Origin of the sequence: Candidatus Flexicrinis affinis (assembly GCA_016716525.1) — a bacterium.
GTDB classification, from domain to species: Bacteria; Chloroflexota; Anaerolineae; order Aggregatilineales; family Phototrophicaceae; genus Flexicrinis; species Flexicrinis affinis.
In genome coordinates, this window is record JADJWE010000004.1 from 38,362 (window position 1) to 57,786 (window position 19,425).

10 protein-coding genes are annotated in these 19,425 nt (G+C 63.9%); 6 read left to right on the forward strand and 4 right to left on the reverse strand.

Features of this window, described 5'->3' with window-relative positions; translation table 11 throughout:
* Positions 1-3: 3 nt before the first annotated feature.
* Positions 4-618 (reverse strand): carboxypeptidase regulatory-like domain-containing protein, encoded by a 615-nt coding sequence (locus IPM16_12645; protein ID MBK9123945.1) that lies wholly within the window; start codon positions 616-618, stop codon positions 4-6.
* Entirely contained in the window at positions 560-3,289 is a 2,730-nt protein-coding gene (locus IPM16_12650) for a hypothetical protein (GenBank protein MBK9123946.1), read from the reverse strand. The genes IPM16_12645 and IPM16_12650 overlap by 59 nt, the downstream gene beginning before the upstream one ends.
* Before the next feature lie 351 nt (positions 3,290-3,640).
* Here IPM16_12650 and IPM16_12655 point away from each other — a divergent pair, with 351 nt between their 5' ends.
* From IPM16_12655 to IPM16_12665, 3 genes are all read left to right on the forward strand, one after another.
* Entirely contained in the window at positions 3,641-7,981 is a 4,341-nt protein-coding gene (locus tag IPM16_12655) for a hypothetical protein (GenBank protein MBK9123947.1), read from the forward strand.
* A 155-nt stretch (positions 7,982-8,136) separates the two neighbouring features.
* Positions 8,137-11,313, forward strand: a complete 3,177-nt coding sequence (locus tag IPM16_12660; GenBank protein ID MBK9123948.1) for a protein kinase — start codon at positions 8,137-8,139, stop codon at positions 11,311-11,313.
* Positions 11,310-12,812 (forward strand): hypothetical protein, encoded by a 1,503-nt coding sequence (locus IPM16_12665; protein MBK9123949.1) that lies wholly within the window; start codon positions 11,310-11,312, stop codon positions 12,810-12,812. Before IPM16_12660 ends, IPM16_12665 begins: the two co-directional genes overlap by 4 nt.
* A gap of 722 nt (positions 12,813-13,534) precedes the next feature.
* Here the strand turns inward: IPM16_12665 and IPM16_12670 are convergent.
* Positions 13,535-14,230 (reverse strand): Crp/Fnr family transcriptional regulator, encoded by a 696-nt coding sequence (locus IPM16_12670; GenBank protein ID MBK9123950.1) that lies wholly within the window; start codon positions 14,228-14,230, stop codon positions 13,535-13,537.
* 193 nt (positions 14,231-14,423) lie between these two features.
* Between IPM16_12670 and IPM16_12675 the strand changes: the two genes are divergently transcribed.
* The 3 genes from IPM16_12675 to IPM16_12685 are packed head-to-tail and all read left to right on the forward strand — an operon-like array spanning position 14,424 to position 16,580.
* Entirely contained in the window at positions 14,424-15,014 is a 591-nt protein-coding gene (locus IPM16_12675) for a 4Fe-4S binding protein (protein ID MBK9123951.1), read from the forward strand.
* A 45-nt stretch (positions 15,015-15,059) separates the two neighbouring features.
* Entirely contained in the window at positions 15,060-15,305 is a 246-nt protein-coding gene (locus IPM16_12680) for a DUF2892 domain-containing protein (protein MBK9123952.1), read from the forward strand.
* Between the two features lie 51 nt (positions 15,306-15,356).
* Positions 15,357-16,580: a hypothetical protein gene (locus IPM16_12685; protein MBK9123953.1), complete on the forward strand. Its 1,224-nt coding sequence runs from the start codon at positions 15,357-15,359 to the stop codon at positions 16,578-16,580.
* Positions 16,581-17,082: 502 nt separating this feature from the next.
* On the opposite strand, the gene IPM16_12690 is transcribed toward IPM16_12685, so the two are convergent.
* On the reverse strand, positions 17,083-19,350 hold the full coding sequence (locus IPM16_12690; GenBank protein MBK9123954.1) for a hypothetical protein: 2,268 nt from the start codon (positions 19,348-19,350) through the stop codon (positions 17,083-17,085).
* Between the last annotated feature and the right edge of the window lie 75 nt (positions 19,351-19,425).

Below are 19,425 nucleotides of genomic sequence, written 5' to 3' on the forward strand. Positions count from 1 at the left end.
CACTCATCCGCCGGCAGCGTGTACGGCGAAGGCGGTCCCCACCGCGCTGTGGCATGCGGCGCAGCCTTGGTGTTCACCGGCGCCCGGGGCGTTGAGCGACGGCAGCCATTCGTAGTCTGGGTTGTCCGTCGTGTTGTGAGCGATCAGCCGGAGCTCGACATCGTGGTCTCCGGCGAACGCCTCGACCGGGCCAGCACAGAAGTACCCTTCTGCCCATGCGGTGAGCGTGTACGGGTCTGTGCCGTCTACGGACAGCACAAAGCGGCCGGACGCGTCCGTGGTCGCGGCGTTCGACGTGGTTTGCACACGCACCGTTGCGCCGGCAACCGGCCCGCGGCTGTCCACCACTATGCCGGTGATGGGAGCGCTGGACTGCGTGTAGGCGGGACCCACCAGCAGCGCGGCGAGCGCCACAGCGCACATCACGCGAATCAGCAGAGGCAGCAGATTGGACATCGGGTTCTCCAAGGCTCCACCGCGGTCTACGGCAGGCGGGTTGTCCCCGCGGAGCCGCCGCGATGACGACAGGCCGGACAGCGCGCCGCGCAGAATCAACCGGCTAGCGGGCTGGTACGCCCGGGCCAAGCCGCCACGTGCCGCCGCTAAACGATCCGGCATACAAGGTTGAGCCGTCGGTCGAGAGCGCCAGACTAATCGGCGTGTTGTCAAACCCGTCGTCGATCAGCTGCCACGTCTGCGCATGGTCCATCGACACGAACACGCCCGACCATTTGGAGGCCGCATACAGCACGCCCGGTCGATCTGGATCGGCGACGAGCGCCATGATCGGCTCGTTGGGGTCCATGCCGTAGGCCGCAGTGCGCCACGTCGCGCCGCCGTCGTCGCTGCGAAACACGCCTTTCTGCAGGATAGCAGCATACAGAATATCGGGGTTCGCCGGGTCGAAGGCGACCTCGGTTGCGATCACCGCGTCCGAGCGCGACAGGTAGCTGTCGGTATCCCAGATCGTGATCTGCGCCGCGGCGTCCGACAGGGCTGAGACAAGCTGCCAGCTGTCCCCGCCGTCGTCGCTTCGATACAGACCCTCGCCCGTCGCGGCGAACAACCGCCGCGCATCGTGCGGATGCACTACGATACGCCGAGTCGAAACGCGCTCGAATGGGCCCCCGACCCGCTTTTCCCACGTGTATCCGCCGTCTGTCGAACGGAAGAATCCGGGCATCGCGATCAGACAGGCCTCGTCGGAAGCGGTGGCACACAGGCCATCGTGGAAGGTCAGGTACATCGTCTGAGGGTCGGATGGGGCGACGGCGATGCGCGACGCCAATACGTCGTTGCCGATCCGGCCCGCCTCGACCTCGGCCAGCAGATTGATGAAGCGGATGCGACTCCAGGTCACACCCCCGTCGGTGCTGTGCAGCACGTCACCGGCTGCTCCCAACACGAGATGCTGCGCCGGTTCGCGTGGCGGCGGCGGGGTCTCTGTGACCGTCAGGCCGAGCCACGTTTCCCCGCCGTCGGTGCTGCGGAAGACCCCGGTATTGGCCTCCGCCAACACGGCATCGTCTGGCAGCACGAACACGCCGATCGACGCCCCGGTGTAACCGCTGCTGGCATCAACCCACGTTGCGCCGCCGTCGGTGCTCACGAAGTTCGAGCCCCCGTAGTTGTTGACGAACACCCGATACGGATCGCGCGGGTCCACTTGCAAGTCGATCGGCATACCGGCACCGTGATCCGGGGTGGCGAGGACGTATTGCTGCCATGTCCGGCCGGCATCGTCGCTGCGAAACGCCCTATCCTCGGTCGCGGCATACCAGATGTCCGGGTTGCTCTCAGCGATCTCCACATTGTGCATGCCGGTCGTATAGACCAACATTTGCTGCCACGTGTCTCCGCCGTCGTATGTCGCGAAGACACCACTCCCTTCATTCGCCCCGTACACGGCCGCGATGAGCGTGTCCGGATCGGTCGGGTGCATGTACAGGCTGGGGATGACTCGCCCGCCAAGCCCATTGCGTTCGTCGAGCGCCGTCCACGTCTGCCCGCCGTCATCGCTGCGCAGCACACCGACCCCGCCGCGATCCCCCGCCGCGAAGTCCGAGTTGGCCGGGATGCGGTCGAAAATGCCGGTCGATACGTACACCCGGTTCGAGTTGCGCGGGTCGATCCAGACGTACCGTGCCACGTTGGGCCCCTGCCAGATGCGCGTCCACGTGAGGCCGGTGTCGGTCGACTTGTAGACCTCGCCGCCTGCTACTTCTGCACTGGCTTCCGGGTGTTCGCGCTGCCATACGCCGACGTCGACTTCGAGGCCGACGTAGACGACATGCGGGTCATTGGGGTCGATGGTGATTCCGCGCAAAGAGCGTCCGTCATGCGGGATCCCGGTATCGCGCGCTTCCCAGTGTTCGCCGCCGTCAGGCGTACGGTAGAGATGGCCGCTCACCTGCGTCCCGACCCACACGACGTTGTAGTCGTGTGGATCGATCGTCGCGCAGAAGATCGGGATCATCTCCTCCGGGCCGAACGCCATAGTGCTGCTGTTGGTGGCGTACCAGGTCATCCCGCCGTCGGTACTCTTGAAGATCCCGGCGCGCGCGTCCGTGACGTACATCTCGTCCGGCCGATCGGGGCGCATGCGGATGTCATAGCCCAGCCCGCCCGGGGGGCCGCCCAGCCGAACCCATGTCGTGGACTCGTAGGCCGGCGCGTCGGCCGGCGTCTGTGGGGGCGTCGGGATGCCCGGAGCGCCCGCATCCACGGTCTGCTGCAGCACGTCATCGAACTCGCCAGCCGCGCCCCCGCGCGCTTGCAAAGTTACTCCGCCTGCGGGCAGTGGTGTTGGGTCGAGCGCGGTCAGGCGAGACTGGCCGTCGATGGCGACCGCATGCGTGCCGCCTTGCACATGGATGACGAGCTCTGTCCATTGCTTAGTCATGATCCCCGGCGGGCCACCGGCAAGCTCCCGCACCACGCCGTCCGCCTCGCGCTGCAGGGTCAGGAATTCGCGGTGCAAGGCCAGCGTGTAGCGGCCTGCCTCGCTCACCGCGTACCCGACCACCAGCTCACCGTCGCCAAGCAGGCGCAGGCGGATGGCAAGCGCACCGTCCGCGAGGTCGATCTGCCACGCCGCGAACGCGTCGGAGGGAACGTACAGGATGCCGCCTTCGACCATCGCGCCGTCGTGCAGTACCCACCCCGGCGGATCGGGGATATCGAACGGTTCGCGCAAGCGTGGTGCCTGGCCCGCGGTATGGAGTGTTAAGAAGACGAGTGCCGTCACGGTCAGGGCGCCAATCGTCCACCGAGATGATGGGTTGCGCATGGGGGGCTCCTTTGGATTCGACACACGGGTGCTGCCCGCGTCGATCGAGGCACCACCCGTGTGCGACATCCATATCTCGTTGACCCGACCGCGGCGGGTCCCACTTCCCCGGTGCGGGTGCCTATGCGCCCTACCTTGAGCGTACGCCGACCGGTTCGCGTGCCTAAGCGCCGATTGTCATACGCAGGACGTGACATCCGTCATATGGACGTCGAGGATGGGCCGACCTGTATCGTTGGGCCGGTGTAGAGCGCAATCTACACCCGAATCTACACCCGCGGGTGAATCGACATGGCGGTTCGACCGGCCCTACCATGCGGACTGAAGCCATTCTCAGTTCGGAGAGCGAACATGCTGCGTCGATTCCTAATTCTGGTCCTCCTCTTGACGGCGCTGTCCACGATGAACGGCGCCTCGCACGGTCCGCCCGCTCAGGGCGGCGATCCGCTTCCGGTCCCCCTCGCTGGACCACGCAACCCGATCGCCAGCGACTTCGTGTTCACACAGGAACTCGTGCCCAACCTCGATCTTGGCGCGTTCGTCGGCTACAGCGTCGATATCGACGGTGACGTGGCGGTCGTCGGCGCACCGCTAACGTATGTGAATAACGAGCCGTTCTCCGGCGCTGTCTACATCTACCGGCGCACGTTTACGCCCGGGCCGGTGTGGACGTTGGAGCAGACGCTGACGCTCGCGTCGCCGACGCCAACCGGGTTCACCGGCGACATCGATAACCAGCAGTTCGGCGTGAGCGTCGCCATTGACGGGACAAAGCTCGTCGTCGGTGCGCCGCGCAGGGTCATCAACAGCCCGGAGCAAGGGGCCATCTTCTTCTACGAATACGTTGGCGGCACGTGGATCTTCCGTAGCTTCTTCACCGTGCTTGACGGAGAATTCGGCGCGGACGTCGCACTCGACGGCAACTATGCGGTCGCCAGCGATCCGGCCTACGACGACTACCGTGGTATGGTGAAGATTTACTCGTTTGGCGGCACTACGTGGTCCGAAGTGCAGACGTTCACTCAGCCCGAAGGGGTGGCCTTGTCGGGCACCAGCTTCGGCTTCGGACTGGCGCTTGACGGCGATATCCTGCTGGTGGGCCAGCCGAATTGGCGTGAATCGGACACGGCCCCGAGCGATACGGGACGGGCGTGGATCTATCGCAAGGGCGGGGGCGGAACGTTCGCCTTCGATCAGGCCATCGAAGCCCCCGAAGTCGCCGCCAGCAACGTCTTCGGGCTCAGTGTTGATGTCTACGACGGCGTGTTCGAAGATCTGTTCTTCGTGGGCATGCCGACGACTTTCGGGCTCGGCAAGGCGTTCATGTTTGCCGAGACGACCGCGAACGGCTTCCAGCTGATCAACACGTTGGGCGACCTGAGCGGATCGTTCGGCAGTGCATTCGGCGCCGTCGTCGCCATCGACCGGCAGGATACGCTGCGCGCCGTCGTCGCGTCGCCGGGGCTCGACAAGGTGACGGTGCTGGAACGCACCGGGACCGGCAGCGGTCAGCCGTTTTTCGCCGCCGCCCAACTTCCGTATTCGAGTACTGCCGGCAATACGTTCGGCTTTGACCTTGCGATCGACAATTACACGATGAACGTCGGTGGGATTGGGAACGGCGCGGGCTTCACCGGCTACGCACTGATCATTGACGAGTACGGCCTCGGCATCAACACCAGCACCGTCAGCCAGCCGCTGGAGGAAGGCGACTCGATCTTCTACACTGTGCGCCTGACGCGCCGGCCAACCGCCAACGTGACGCTCACGCCGTCCCAGCCGTTTGGCGGAAGCACCGTCGGCCAGTGCGACAATTTCAGCGACACGCTCACCTTCACGCCGACCAACTACGCCAGCGAGCAGGCTGTGCTTGCGACCGTCGTACAGGATACGGCAGCCGAAGGCTTCCACGCCTGCACGATCAGCAACAACTACACCAGCACCGACCCGAACTACACCGAGAACTTCCTCAACGGTCGTGAGGTCTCGTTCTACATCATCGACGACGACGAAATCGTGCCGTCGTTGACCATCAACGACCCGGCCGGGTACGAGTGCACGGACGGCTACAGCCGCGATCTGCCGTTTGTGGTCACGCTGTCCAGCATTGCCAGCAACACCGTCTCGGTCGACTGGGAGACGTTCCCCGATACGGCGGTCGAGAACGTGGACTACGACTACAGCAGCGGCACGTTGAACATCCCGCCGGGCAATTCGCAGGGCGTGTTCATGGTCGAGATGCGCTGCGACGACCTCTTCGAGGGCAGCGAATCCTTCTCGGTCAGCTTGTCCGACCCGGTGAATGCGACGATCGCCGACGGCGGCGGCTTTGGCGAGATTATCAACGACGACCCGAAGCCGTCGATTACCGTCACGACCCCGACGCAGACTGAGGGCGACAGCGGCAATACGACGTTCACGGTGACGGTGGCGTTCGCGTCCCCGACGGAGCTGGACGGCGCGTTCATGGTGAGCACAGTCGACAGCACGGCGGTCGCCGGGTCCGACTATCAGGCGCTGTCGACATTCTCGCCGCTGACGATCCCCGCCAGCACCGGCTCGATGAGCTTTGACCTGACCGTGTTCGGCGACACAACGGTCGAGTCCGACGAGACGTTCGCGATCCGTATCTCGCCGGCCGCGGACGAGGCGAACTTCTATCTGCCCGGCGACGCCGCCTATCTCGACTACCCGGTGACGATCCTGAACGACGACTCTGCCAGCGTGCCGGCCGTCAGCGTAAGCGACCAGAGCATCACCGAATGCGACGGCCCGACTGGCAATACGACGATGACCTTCACGCTTTCGCTGTCCGAGCCCGCGCCGGGGCCCGCGAGTGTCATTGCTACCACGATACCGGGTACGGCCCTCGCGATCGACGACTACGAATATCACCAGACGACGGTATGGTTCAGTACCGGAGAAACGACTCGGCCGTTTGTCGTCTACACCTATTGTGACGACATCCCCGAAGCGAACGAAACGTTCAACGTCAGCCTCACGTCGCCGAATAGCCTGACCGTTGCGGACGGCACGGGTGTGGGCACGCTCCTCGATACGGACACCGGCCCGGCAGTCTCCATCTCCGACCTGACAGCGTCCGAGTGCAGCGGCGGGGGCACCTTTACCGCCAACGTGACCGTCAACCTATCGTTCGGCCTGACGATGGACGTGGACGTGGACTTCGAGACGGCGGACATCACGGCGCTGGCCGGGTCGGACTACGTGGCAAAAACCGGCACCGTGACCTTCGGCATCCTTGAGACGTCCAAGACGATCGGCATCGACATCGTGTGCGACAACACGGTCGAGCCGGACGAGACGTTTGCCGTCAACCTGACTGCGTCGACGTTCAGTACGATCGCGGACTCCTCGGCCACCGTCACGCTTGAGGACGACGACAGCGCGCCGGTCGTGCCAGCCGCGACCGTGGGCGACTCGATCACCACCGAATGCTCCGGCGCCGGGTCCACGTCAATCACCTTCCCGGTCAATCTCGACCAAGCCGCGACGGGGCCGGTCAGCTTCGACTATGAAACGTCCGACTTGACAGCGACAGCCGGTTCGGACTATCTGGCCAAGAGCGGCACCGTGACGTTCGCCATCGGCCAGCTGTATCAGCCGATCACCGTCATCGTCCTGTGCGACGCGACCGACGAACCGAACGAGACGTTTGCGGTCGAGCTGGTCAGCATGAACGGCGGAACGATCAGCGACGGTGTAGGCATCGGCACGATCATGGACGACGACGATCCGCTGCCGTCGCCGATCGTATCGGTCACCGATGCCGGCGGCTATGAATGCAGCCCCATGCCCTTCTACGTCACCAAACCGATCATTTCGGTGTTCAACCTCGCCTCAGGCAGTGTCACGGTGGACTGGGAGTTGTCGTCGACGTCCGCAACCGCCGGCGAGGACTACGTAGACGCGTCGGGCAGCGTCACGCTCACGCCGGCGCAGCCGTTCGTCGAGGTGCCAGTGATCATCCTGTGCGACGAGGTGGTTGAGCCGGACGAGAGCGTGCAGATCGTCGTGACCGGCGTGAGCGACCCGGCCGTCACGATCGTCGATGGCACCGGCAATATGGACATCGCGAACGACGACCCCAACGCGAATTCGGCGACGATCACCTACCTGCTTCAAAACGGCGGTTTCGAAACCCCGGTCAACGGCACGGACTGGTCCATTGTCAGCGGTCCGGCGTCACGCGCGGACGACAAGGTCAAGTGCAACAAGCCGGCGAAGAATAAGTTCTACAGCGCCGAGCGCAACTGCGCCTTCGTCTTCAAGGGCGGCACGTCGGAGAACAGCCAGTTGAAGCAGGCCATCGCGCCGGCCGGCAGCGAGGCGACAGGCAGTCCATTGGTGTTCTGGATGCTGTACAAGTCCGGGTCTGTTGTGGACGCCACGGCTGGCGTCAAGGTGAAATACAGCGACGGTACCGCGACCCAGAAGATACAGGCCAACCTTGTGGCAGCCAATGCCGGGTTCGCCGACTTCGTGACCTTCGACCTCTTGACCAGCGGGGCGGTGAAGAAGTACAACGTCTTCATTAAGCACAAGAGCACGTCCGGCAAGCTCACGGTTGACGTCGTATCGCTGTACCTCGACCAACCGGCAGGATCGCCGCGGTCGCTGGAGGCGCTGCCAGTGCCGCAGTCGCCCGCCGGGTTCCGGGGGAACGGCAGCTAGCCCCGAACCGCCACACCCTTGATCGCCACACAGGCCGGAGTGCGTCGTACTCCGGCCTGTGTGTATGTACTCGAGACACACTTCAATTCTTCGGCCCCGGCAATCCGCTACAATGGAAACACCTTGTCAGGAGTGAGCAGACCGGAAGTCGATCGGTGAGTCCGACGCCGCAGTGGGGAAAAGGCCGCTACCGGGGGATGGAACTGCTCGGAGCCGGGGGCATGGGCGCGGTCTGGAAGGCGGTCGACCGGCTGAACCAGAGTGAAGTCGCCGTCAAGCAGGTTCGGCGCGAGATCACCGGGGACGCGCCCCGCTTGGCGCTGGCCCGCGAGTTTCAGACCCTGAGCACGCTGCGCCATCCCCACATCATCAGCGTCCTCGATTACGGGTTCGACGAGGGAAATCCGTTTCTGGTGATGCCCCTGCTGCGCGACAGCACGCCGCTGACCGCCGCGGCGCTGCGACACGCCGGCATCCCGGTCGAATCCGCAGTCCGCCAGATTCTGCAGGCGCTGATCTACCTGCACCGCCGCGGCGTTATCCACTGCGATCTCAAACCGTCGAACGTCATGGTTGAAGTGGACGGACAGGTGCGGCTGATCGACTTCGGCATCGCGTCCGAGTCGCAGACGACGGGGCAGGGGACGTTTACGATGCGCTACCTCGCCCCGGAGCTGGTGTCCGGCGGCAGCGTCAGCCCGGCGTCCGACCTCTACAGCGTGGGCGTGCTCGCCTACCAGCTGTTGGCTGGCCGTCACCCGTTCGAAGGCAGCGACGCGTTCGCGCTTGTCCCGCGCATCTTGTACGAGGAACCCGACTTCGCGCACATTCCGGGCCGCTGGGCTCCGTTCCTCGCCCGCCTGCTGGCCAAGACGCCGGAGGCACGCTACGGCAGCGCGCGGGAGGCGGTGCTGGCATTGGCCGAGGCGCACGGGATGCCGGCGCCGGCCGAGACGGCCGATCTGCGTGAGAGCTTCTTGCAGGCGGCGCGCTTTGTCGGCCGACAGCCTGAAATGACGGCGCTCCAGCGGCGGCTGGACTCCGTCCGTCAAGGCTGTGGCGGCGTACTGCTCGTCGGCGGAGAGAGTGGGGTAGGCAAGTCGCGCCTCGTCGACGAGATGCGCACCGCGGCATTGTGCGACGGGCTGCGCGTGACACGCGGCCAAGCCGTGATGGACGGCGGCCTGACCTACCAGATCTGGCGTGACGTGCTGCCGCCGCTGCTGCTCGATGCGCACGTGCCGCCGGAGATGGCGGCCATCTTGCGGGCCGTTGTGCCACAGGTTGGCGCGCTTACGGCGCACGCCCACACCGCTAATGAGCCGGTGGACGCGGCCAAGCGCTTTCCGGGCGCGTTAACGACCCTGCTCGTTAGCCTGCAAGAGCCGACCCTCATCGTCCTTGAAGACTTGCAGTGGGCCGCCGACAGCGTCGACGTCCTGCGCGACCTGACTCCGCTCCTTGCCGAACGCCCCGTCCTCGTGGTTGCGACCTACCGCAGCGACGAGATGGCCGGGCTGGTCGACAGCCTGCCGGGGGCGGAGGCCATCGTACTCGGGCGTCTGCCTGCTCCGGCCTTGGCCGACCTGTCGCGCGCGATTCTCGGGCCGGACGGCGTCTCCGGCGATCTGCTTGACGACATCGCGCGGCAGACCGAAGGCAACGCGTTCTTCGTGGTGGAAGTGATGCGCGCGCTGGCGGAGGACGCCGGCAGCCTCGATCAGATCCGCGGGGCGCCGGCCGCGCCGATCATGACCGGCGGCATGCGCCACATCATGCGCCGGCGGCTCAACCGCGCGCCGGTGTGGGCGCGGCCGCTGCTCAACACCGCGGCGGTCGCAGGGCGGTCGCTCGATCTGCGCGTCCTCGACGTTCTGGCCGGGGACGACGTCCGCCTCGAGCACTGGCTTGCCGCCTGCGCCGACGCCGCGCTCTTTGACGTGGTCGAGACCGGCTGGCGTTTCGCGCACGACAAAATCCGCGAAGCGCTGCTGGCCGAGATCGACGATCGCGAACTGGCCGCACAGAATCGCCGGGTTGCCGCTGCGCTGGAGGCGGTGTACGGCGAAGACCCGGCGTATGCGGGCGTAACGGCACGGCACTGGGCGGAGGCCAGCGACCCGGAACGCGCATCCTCGGCGGCGCAGCGGTCGGACATCTACCACCGCCGCACCAGCGCCCACAAGGCCGCCCAGCATATGCTCCGTTCGGTGCTGGCGCGCATGGACGATTCACGGGACGCCGCATACAGCGTGCCGCTGTATCTTGCGCTTGGCGAACGGCATGTCGAACTGGGCGAGTTTGCCGACGCGCGCCGCGCGTACGAGCGCGGGATGGCCGTAGCCGCCGAGCACGGTATCACGCGCGGTCTGGTGCGGGGGCCGCTCGGCCTCGCGTACATCGAATGGCGTACGGGCGATATCAATGCGGCCTTTGCGCTCTTTGAGCGGGTGTTGGAAGCCGACGACGCGGACGTGCTCAGCCGCGCGAGGGCACTGAACTTCATGGGAGGCTACTACGTCGCAAGCCTCGACTTTGCCCGGGCCGAGCCGTTCTATCGAGAGGCGGAACAACTCTGCCTCGCTGCGGACAACAACGAAGGACTGCTGCTCACGCGCGGGAACCTGTCGTATCTGTACCTCATGAACGGTCGCTCGGAGGCGGGCATTCAAGCCGCCCGGGCCGCCCGCGAGCTTGCGGTTCAGGAAGGAAATGGCCTCGCAGAAGCCAGTGCGCTCGTCAACTTGACGTTGGGACTGTGCTACATCGGCGAGTTCGACGAGGCCGAGCGCACGATCGACATGTTCGACGGCTTGATCGAGCGAATCGGTGAGCGGTTCCTCAGCGCCTACGGGCTGCGCACGCGGGCCATTCTGTCGGAACTGCGCGGCGATTACGCGCAGGCGTGTCCGCTGTACCTGCGCGCGATCGACGCGTTCGATGCGATGGGCTCGCCGGTCGAAGTGATCCACACGCGAGTCGAGATGAGCCACGCTCTATGCGCGATGGGCGACTTTGACGCAGCGCGCGTTCAGCTCATGGCGATGCTTGACGACGCCCGGTCGATCGGAGACCGTGAAGCGTCCGACGTCATTGTGTACGCTGGCGCGCTGCTCGCCGCATCGCTTGGACAGACCGGCTTTGCGCGGGCGTGGCTCGACGCTCTGGAGAACGGCGCCAAGGTCGGCGGGTACTACCTCGCGATGGTTCGCAGATCGATCGACGCGCTGTTGGCGCACGACGATCCTGCGCAGCGGCGCAACGTCGCGCCCCCGAACGGCGATATACTGGACGCCATCAGGGCTGCATTTGACGAGGGCTTTCCGGCATGACGCGCCTTCAAGCGCCGACACCGTTCTTCATGGGGCGTACACGCGAACTGAGCGAAATCCGCGAGCGGCTGACCGATCCTTCGTGTCGGCTGCTCACGTTGACAGGGTTGGGCGGGGCAGGCAAAACGCAGCTCGCGCTGCGCGCCGCGCACGATCTGGTGGATGCGTTCGACGGTGGCGTGGTGTTCGTCCCGCTTGCCAGCCTGATCAGCGCCGACGACTTGCCGGCCGCCCTCGCCTACGCGCTAGGGATCGGAGATGCTGTCCACGATCTTACGGGCGAGATCTACCGGCAGGCCGATCAGGACCGGCTGATCGTGCTGGACAACTTCGAACATATTGCCGGCGCCGCTCCGCTCATCGGTTCACTGCTGGCCAACGCGCCGAACGCGACGCTGCTCGTCACATCGCGGGCACCGCTCAACCTGATGGAGGAGTGGGTATATCCGGTAGGCGGCATGGATGTCACCGACCCGCAGGACGGCGCGGCCGCGTTGTTCGTCCGGCATGCGGCGCGCGTTAACGCAAAGTTCAACGGCGCGAGGCACAGCGACGACGTACGCGCGTTGTGCGAGGCGCTTGACGGCATGCCGCTGGCGATCGAACTGGCGGCCACGTGGGCGCGTCTGCTCAGCCCGGGCGAGATTCTCGGGCGCCTGCGCGCCGACGCGGGGTTCCTCGCCACGGCGCAGCCGGACCGGCCGGAGCGCCAACGCAGCCTGCGCGCCGTGTTCGAGTACTCTTGGTCGCTGCTGTCACAGGATGCGCAGCGGACGCTGTGCGGCGTTTCGGTGTTTCGCGGCGCCTTCCGCGATACGCTCGCCGCCGACGTTACCGGCGCGTCGCTGACGTCGCTGGCCGAGCTGGTTGACTGCGCGCTGCTGCTGCGTCTACCGGACGGCCGCTATCAGATTCATCCGCTGCTGCGACAGTTTGGCGCCGAGAAACTCGACGAGGCCACCATGTCGTTTCCCACCTACACCGCCCATGCGCGGGCCTATGCGCGTCTGCTGCGCGATCACGGCCCGGCGTTGAGCGCAGGCGACCCGACCGCCGTAGCGACCGTCGCGGACGCGTTCGAAGACGTTCGTGCGGCGGTCAAGTGGCTCGTCTGGGGGCGCGAACTGGCGGCGCTTGACCCGCTGCTCGCGCCGCTGGCGGACTTCTGCCGGCAGGCGCATCAGGTCGCTGATGGCGTCGCCCTGCTCGAAGCGGTTGAAACGCTGGCGCGCGGTGCGCATGCCATCGTGCTCGCCGAGCATGCGCGGGTCGTGCGCGAATCGCTGCAGAAGACGCCGACTCCGGCCTATCACGCGTTGACCGATCGAGAGGCCGACATCTTGCGCCTGATGGCGGAGGGCCTGAGCAACGCGCAGATCGCGGATGTGCTGACGATCGAGGTCAGCACCGTCAAGAAGCACGTCAACAACCTGTTTCGCAAGTTGAACGTTTCCAGCCGCGAGGCGGCGATCCGGGTCGCGCAGCAGCCAGCGGGTTAGCGGAGCGGACCGATCCGAAGCGGCAGGTGGATGGTCCGGCGGCTGGCCGCCTTGCTCAGTTGAACGAGAAGTTGAAAGTGCTGAGTGCTGAGGAAACGCCAGACACCGTCGCTCGATCTAGGCTGCGAAGTAGAAGACCGATTCTCTCGACTTTCGAACAGTGACATAGGACATCTCTCGAACAGGTGGCACGGGTGTCACCTGTTTCGATTCTCGTCGTGAACTCCGTCATTTCCTGGCTGGGTAACCACCCCGTCTTTGGGCTCTTGCTCACTTTGTGTGCACGAACCTCGCGCCAGGTCAACGCAGCTGTTATGGCGCGGCCTTCGAGATGTTGCTACGCACGGGCCTGTCGGAGGGACAAAGTTGATTGCTTGGATGCCATCTGTACGGTCGCGCCAACCTTGATGTCTTGAGTCTAAGGATCCTCTACTCCCCTTGAGCACAAAGTGAGCAAGAGCCTTTTCGGGGGTGGTTACCCATCCCTTGCTCAGTACGTCGCATCGGCCAGCCTAGACTCCACGTTTGACCGGTAGCGAAGACGGGGTGGTTACCATGAGCGCCGGCGTAAGCGATACCGTCCATGCCGCGCTTTGGCCCCCACTTCATCAATCGGGTGCAGTCGCTTCAGGATGTGCCCGATCCACTGGGCATCACCTATCTTCTCGACTGGCTGACCGATCAGACGGGCGACCGTTCACGCATTGCCGCACTTTCAGTCCTTACCGATCCAGTCCAGCTTTCGATTTCAGTCCAGCCTGATCGAGAATCTGAATCTGATGTCGTTCAACTCGGATCAGGTTCTCGCGCACCAGACTGCGAAGTGCGCGGTTGAGTACGTCCGGGACGGTGCCGAGGCGGTTGGCTAGCTCTGCCTGCGTCGCCCAGCGAGGGCGGGCCAGGAGTGCCTGATTCGACTGTTCAACCAGATACCGCGCCAGTCGCGCTTCAATACTTCGCAGCGAAAGATCCTCGACTATCTGAATGAGCTGCTGCACGCGTCCCGCTAATTCGCGAATGACAAATCTTCCAAGTTCCGGATGTTGATCGAACAGATCGAGTACATTTTTCTGCTCGATCACCCAAACGGACGAGGCTTCCAGGGCAATTACCGTGGCTGGGTTAGAGTCTGCGACAAACACACCAATCGCATTGAAGATGTCGCCTGACCCGATGAAGTGCAGCACCTGTTCGCGCCCGTCGGGCGAGGTCTTCACCGCCTTAAGCCAGCCCGTATCAACGATGTAAAGCGCGACATCTTCTTCCCCTTCGAGGAAGACAATCTGCCCGGCAGCATACTGGCGATACTGCATCTGTCGGCTGATCACTTCGGCAAGATCAGCATCGAGGTTGGCGAAATAGGTAACCTGTGCCAGTGCTGCTTTTGCTTTCCCAAGCCCACCCTCATCGAGCATCATGGAAACCTCAAATCAGCCTGCAGTGCGAGAAAGTAATCTGACTGTCCCATGAAGTACGACAAAAGTCAAAGACGTGTGGCGGGTTCTGGCGCACACTGAAAACCATCTAGCCGTTCAGGGGTGTGTTGAATGGCTGCAAATGTCGCAACACTCAACCTAGTCCGCGCTGTTACGACGAACTGATCCATCTGACGTGAACGATGGCACACATTCTGCGAAGCGAAGCGCGGGAAGGAACGGACATCACGGACCGAGTAGAACCCTTCCAGTTCCGATCATCGATTTTGAGCGCTGTACCGGGTGCGGATTATGCGTCCGTGTGTGCCCAAATCATGCCCTGGGGGTAATCGCAGGTTGTGTAGTGGTCACTGCCCCATCCGCATGCAACTATGCCGGGCATTGTGAACGTATCTGCCCGACGCAGGCAATCAACCGCCGGTTTCAGATCGTGTATTTAGCCAAGGAGAAGAAGTTGATGCAAACGGTATTCGTAGCAGACTGGCGCGACCAGACAGTCTTTTCGCCCGATGGCCCGCACCCACAGGTGCTGCTGCACAGCGACAAGCTCAAAGTCATCATTGGCAGTCTTGAGGCTGGACAGGTGATCCCACCACATCCAGAGGCGTTGGCTGTCTATCACTTCCTTGAAGGTTCGGGCTGGATGACCGTTGATGATCATCGCTATTCCGTCCACAGCGGCGCCATCATCATCACACCAGAAGGAGCGGCGCGCGGCGTTGAAGCCGAAACCCGTCTGGTCTTCCTTGCCGCTCGCATCGCTTAACCGACTTCTCGATTCCTACTGTACCCAACAAGAAGGAGTACGCTCATGGCATTCGTGACATTCATGACTGGAAATACTGGTCGCCTGCTGCGGATCATAGTCGGAATCGTCCTCATGACGATTGGACTGTTGGTCGTTAAGGATACGCTGGGGACGGTAATGTCCGTGGTCGCGCTGATCCCAATCGCGGGCGGCGCACTCGATTTCTGCGTCATAGGCGCAGTACTTGGGTATCCCTTCCGCGGAACCGCTGCCCGTGAACAACTGGCGCGGGAACGCCAATCCCGTTGATCCGTCCGTTTATTCCAACGAGCATGAGATCCTCATCATAGGAGTTGCCACGTGTTCAATCCCTATTTTCTTGTCGCTTTCCTATATGTCGCGCTGGCTGTGCTGGGCGCACTGGATGCGTCGTTGGTCAATTTTGGAGTCCTGCCATTCTTCGCCGGGCTGCGCTGGATGCGGGTGCACTTCATCACCTTGGGCGCGCTGACCGAGATCGCATTTGGCTTTTTGCCGCTGCTGGTTGCTGCGCGATCAGGACTTCCACGACCCAAAACCCGATGGGATATCTGGCTGCTGCTTAACCTTGGTCTGCTCATCCTCCTGATCGGCATCCCACCGATCAACATGGTCCTGATTACCACGGGCGGTACGCTGGTTTTCATTGCCGCAACCCTGTTGATCGTGCAGTTGGGTGCGATGCGCTCTAAAACTATCCGGGCAGCGCCCGCTTCGGGACGCAAGTTCTACATCATGAGTTTGGCCTATCTGCTGTTGGGCATTCTTGTTGGCACCGGCTTGTGGCAGGGATGGAGCACATGGCTGCATATCCGCGTACCGCTCGAAGTCCATATCCATGCCAATAACTGGGGCTTCATGTCGCTGCTGTTTGCGGGGCTTTTGGTGGACCTGTATCCCCACTTTGCAGGGCGTTCGCTGGCGTGGCCGCGTGCGGTGACCCCGATCTTCTGGATGATGACACTGGGAGCGCTGGGATTGGTACTGGGGCCGTGGTTCCAGTCGAACCTGTTCTCTGTGCCAGGGCTAATCCTTCATCTCAGCGCAACCCTCTGGCTGCTGGCGAGCATCATCAAGCCATTGATGGGAGACGTAAAGCTGCGGACACCGGGGATGTTGCATCTCATTACCGCCTACGCCTGGATTCTCGCTCCGGTCATGATCGCGCCGCTGATCATTCTGGAAGTTCCGGGTTTCCCCGGTGCTGGTATTGAGCAGAATGCTCCACAGGCATTGATCTATGGTTGGGTACTCCAGTTCGGTTATGCGATTCTGCCGCTTCTGTTCCGGCGTGTGTTCGTCGCCAACACGCCCGACCGGCTTGGTGGCAACTGGTTCAGCCTGATCACGGTGCATTTGGGAGGTATTCTCCTGTGGGCGGGCATCTTTGTCACGGACAGCCAGCCCGTTCTGCACGGTCTCGCCTACGGGATGTGGTTTATATCCCTCGTCCCGATCGCCTACGAATTGTGGCAGATCGTTCGAGGGGGCATCCACCGCGCCGAGGATCGTCTCGCAGCGCTCGCCCCTGACGGCAGCGACTAGCGCGATACTAATGGTTATCGTCACGCGTGGTGATTGTGACAGCTTGTCGGGGGGGGGGGGGGGGGTTCCAACGGTGGGGGGGGGGGGGGGGGGCTTCGGGGGGGGGGGGCGGCCGGCTCCGGGGGGGGGGGGGCCTCCGGGGGGGGGGGGGGGGGGGGGGGGGGGGGGGGGGGGGGGGGGGGGGGGGGGGGGGTGGGGGGGGGGGGGGGGGGGGGGGGGGCTTCGGGGGGGGGGGGGGGGGGGGGGGGGGGGGGGGGGGGGGGGGGGGGGGGGGGGGGGGGGGGGGGGGGGGGGGGGGGGGGGGGGGGGGGGGGGGGGGGGGGGGGGGGGGGGGGGGGGGGGGGGGGGGGGGGGGGGGGGGGGGGGGGGGGGGGGGGGGGGGGGGGGGGGGGGGGGGGGGGGGGGGGGGGGGGGGGGGGGGGGGGGGGGGGGGGGGGGGGGGGGGGGGGGGGGGGGGGGGGGGGGGGGGGGGGGGGCGCTTTCACCGTAGGCTAGCCGCCATTCATCCAATTATCTGCGCGACAGCGCGCATGACCCACGCTGGAACGCGCTGTCGCAGCGCCCATTCCGCCACACGCTCGCGAATCACCAGCGGGACGGAGCTAACGAACCAGTGCGTACTCTGATCGGCGAGGCTTGGCGCGCCGGATCGGTCAAACACTTTGCAGCCCAAATACGGATCGAACTTCCAGGGGTATCCTACGGGCCGCCGCATTGACTTAAATGGCCGTACATAGCTGCTGCTTGCCATGACGCCCCCATTTGGGTCCTCCAGTACAAGCTCGACCGTGTCGCATTTCTTTGGGTTCCAGCGTGGCGCCAGTACCTGCACCACCGCGTTAGCTGGAACGGCCGTTTGCGCGGTCCCCTCGTACGCGATACTGCCCTGCGCAGTGCATACGCGCCAACGGACACGCGCCACTTCGTAACTCGTGTTCGTGTCATTGAACACCCACACGGCGAACGGTCGACGGCCGTTGTGCTCAAGCGCAACATGCACAGGCTGTGACGCATCACGGAGCGCCGCATATCCCCCTTTGGGCCGACGATCGCTGTCGAGTACACCGCAGCCCACTTGTGGTACCAGATCGGCGAGCCAGAAATGGATGTATCCCGCACATCCCTGTGCCCTGAGCCTGCGATAGTGTTCCACGTGGAACCGGACGAGTTCCGCCTGATACGTCCACAGGTCGTCAATCTGCGCTGTCAGATGCTGCAATCGTTCCCAGCAATCTGGGTGACTGCGTAGGGTGTCGGCATGTGCGGGGGCCTCGAACCCGAACTCGGTATTGAGGCGCGCCTTGTGCCGGTACACGTCCGTATAGGTGTCCGTCCAGATCGCCCCGTAATACGTGTGAACGTCGCCGGCTCTCAGCCAGTCATGCTCCATTTGACCGGAGCAGATGAAGACGGGTCGGGTTGGATCCTGCTGCTTGGCGTCGGCATAAAGGGTCGGGTCCGGCTGACGCTCCAAGTTCTCGCGCCGTGTGAAGACCATAGTCGGCTCGTTGTGACAGCTCCACGTGATGATCGCGGGATGGTTGTACAGCGACGCGATCATTTCATTCTGTAAGCGTCTCGCACGGGCCTCAAAATCGTGCGTGCTCGCGTGTATCCAGTTCAGTTCAAAGTCCTGCCAGATCAGCATACCTGCCCGGTCGCAGATGTCGTATAGCTCGTCGGGTGACCGATGCACATGGACTCGCACGAGGTTGAGGTTGGCATCTTGTGTGAGCTGAAGATCGCGCTCAAGTGTCTCATGCGTGCAGCGGGATAAATACAGATCTGGCATGTACGATGTGCCGCGGATGTAAACCGGTTGGCCGTTAATCTCGTACGTGAAGCGTTGACGCGTTCGTTCGAGCCGCACCGTCCGGAGTCCAAACGTCTCCGTATGATCGGCGATGACGTGTTCCGACGAATCGATCAGTTGACAAGTCACACGATACAGGTTGGGCTCGCCGTGGTCCCACGGCCACCAGAGCTGTGGGTCCGGAATATGAAACGCCACGTCTGCTTGGTGCGTGCCGACGGGGAGCCGTAACGAGACGTGAACCTGTGTACCTGCGCCGTGATGATTCTCCGGTTGAGCATCGAGTACCAGTCTGCCGAACCACGGTTCGTGTGTCGCGTTTGTCAGTGTCGCGCGAACGGAGACGGCACCGTCCGTGTGCGTCCGGATGCGCAGGCGGTCAATGCTGACACCGTGATCGAAGATCAAGTAGACCGGACGCCAGATCCCGATGGGGTTGACCGCCGGCGGGATTAGACCTTCGCCATGCTCGTAATTCCCTTTTACGAGGCCGCGCAGGACATGGTCCGACGGAAAGGTTCCGCCGGGATTCGGTGCATCCCAGGGTGCACTCACACGCACGTGCAGCAGGTTTTCCTCGTCGTGAAGCAGCGCGTGCGTCACGTCGAACTCAAACGTCGTGAAATGTCCTTCGTGACCCCCGAGATACTGCCCGTTGAACCAGACCGACGCGAAGTAGTCGACGCCACCGAAGCGCAGTCTTGCCCTGCGATACGGTTCTGGCGCGACGGTGAACCCACGTCGATACATCCACGCACTCTCGTTCACAGCGCGTACGCGATCGCCCCAGTATGGATTTTCGGGATACAGAACCGGTTGGAGGTGCGATGCGTCAGGAACGGTGATCGTGCTGCCTGACGGCGGCTCTGGCCATAGCACCGTGTTGTCTAGGGGTACGGGGTAGACCTCCCAGTCTCCGAGTAGGCGACACTGGCGTGACCCGGCTGGGGCGTTCATCGACCGCCGTTTTCCAGGGTCGACAAGTAGGTTCCGGTCGGCCGGTGACGATCGGTCAATCGACACGCGTCGGCT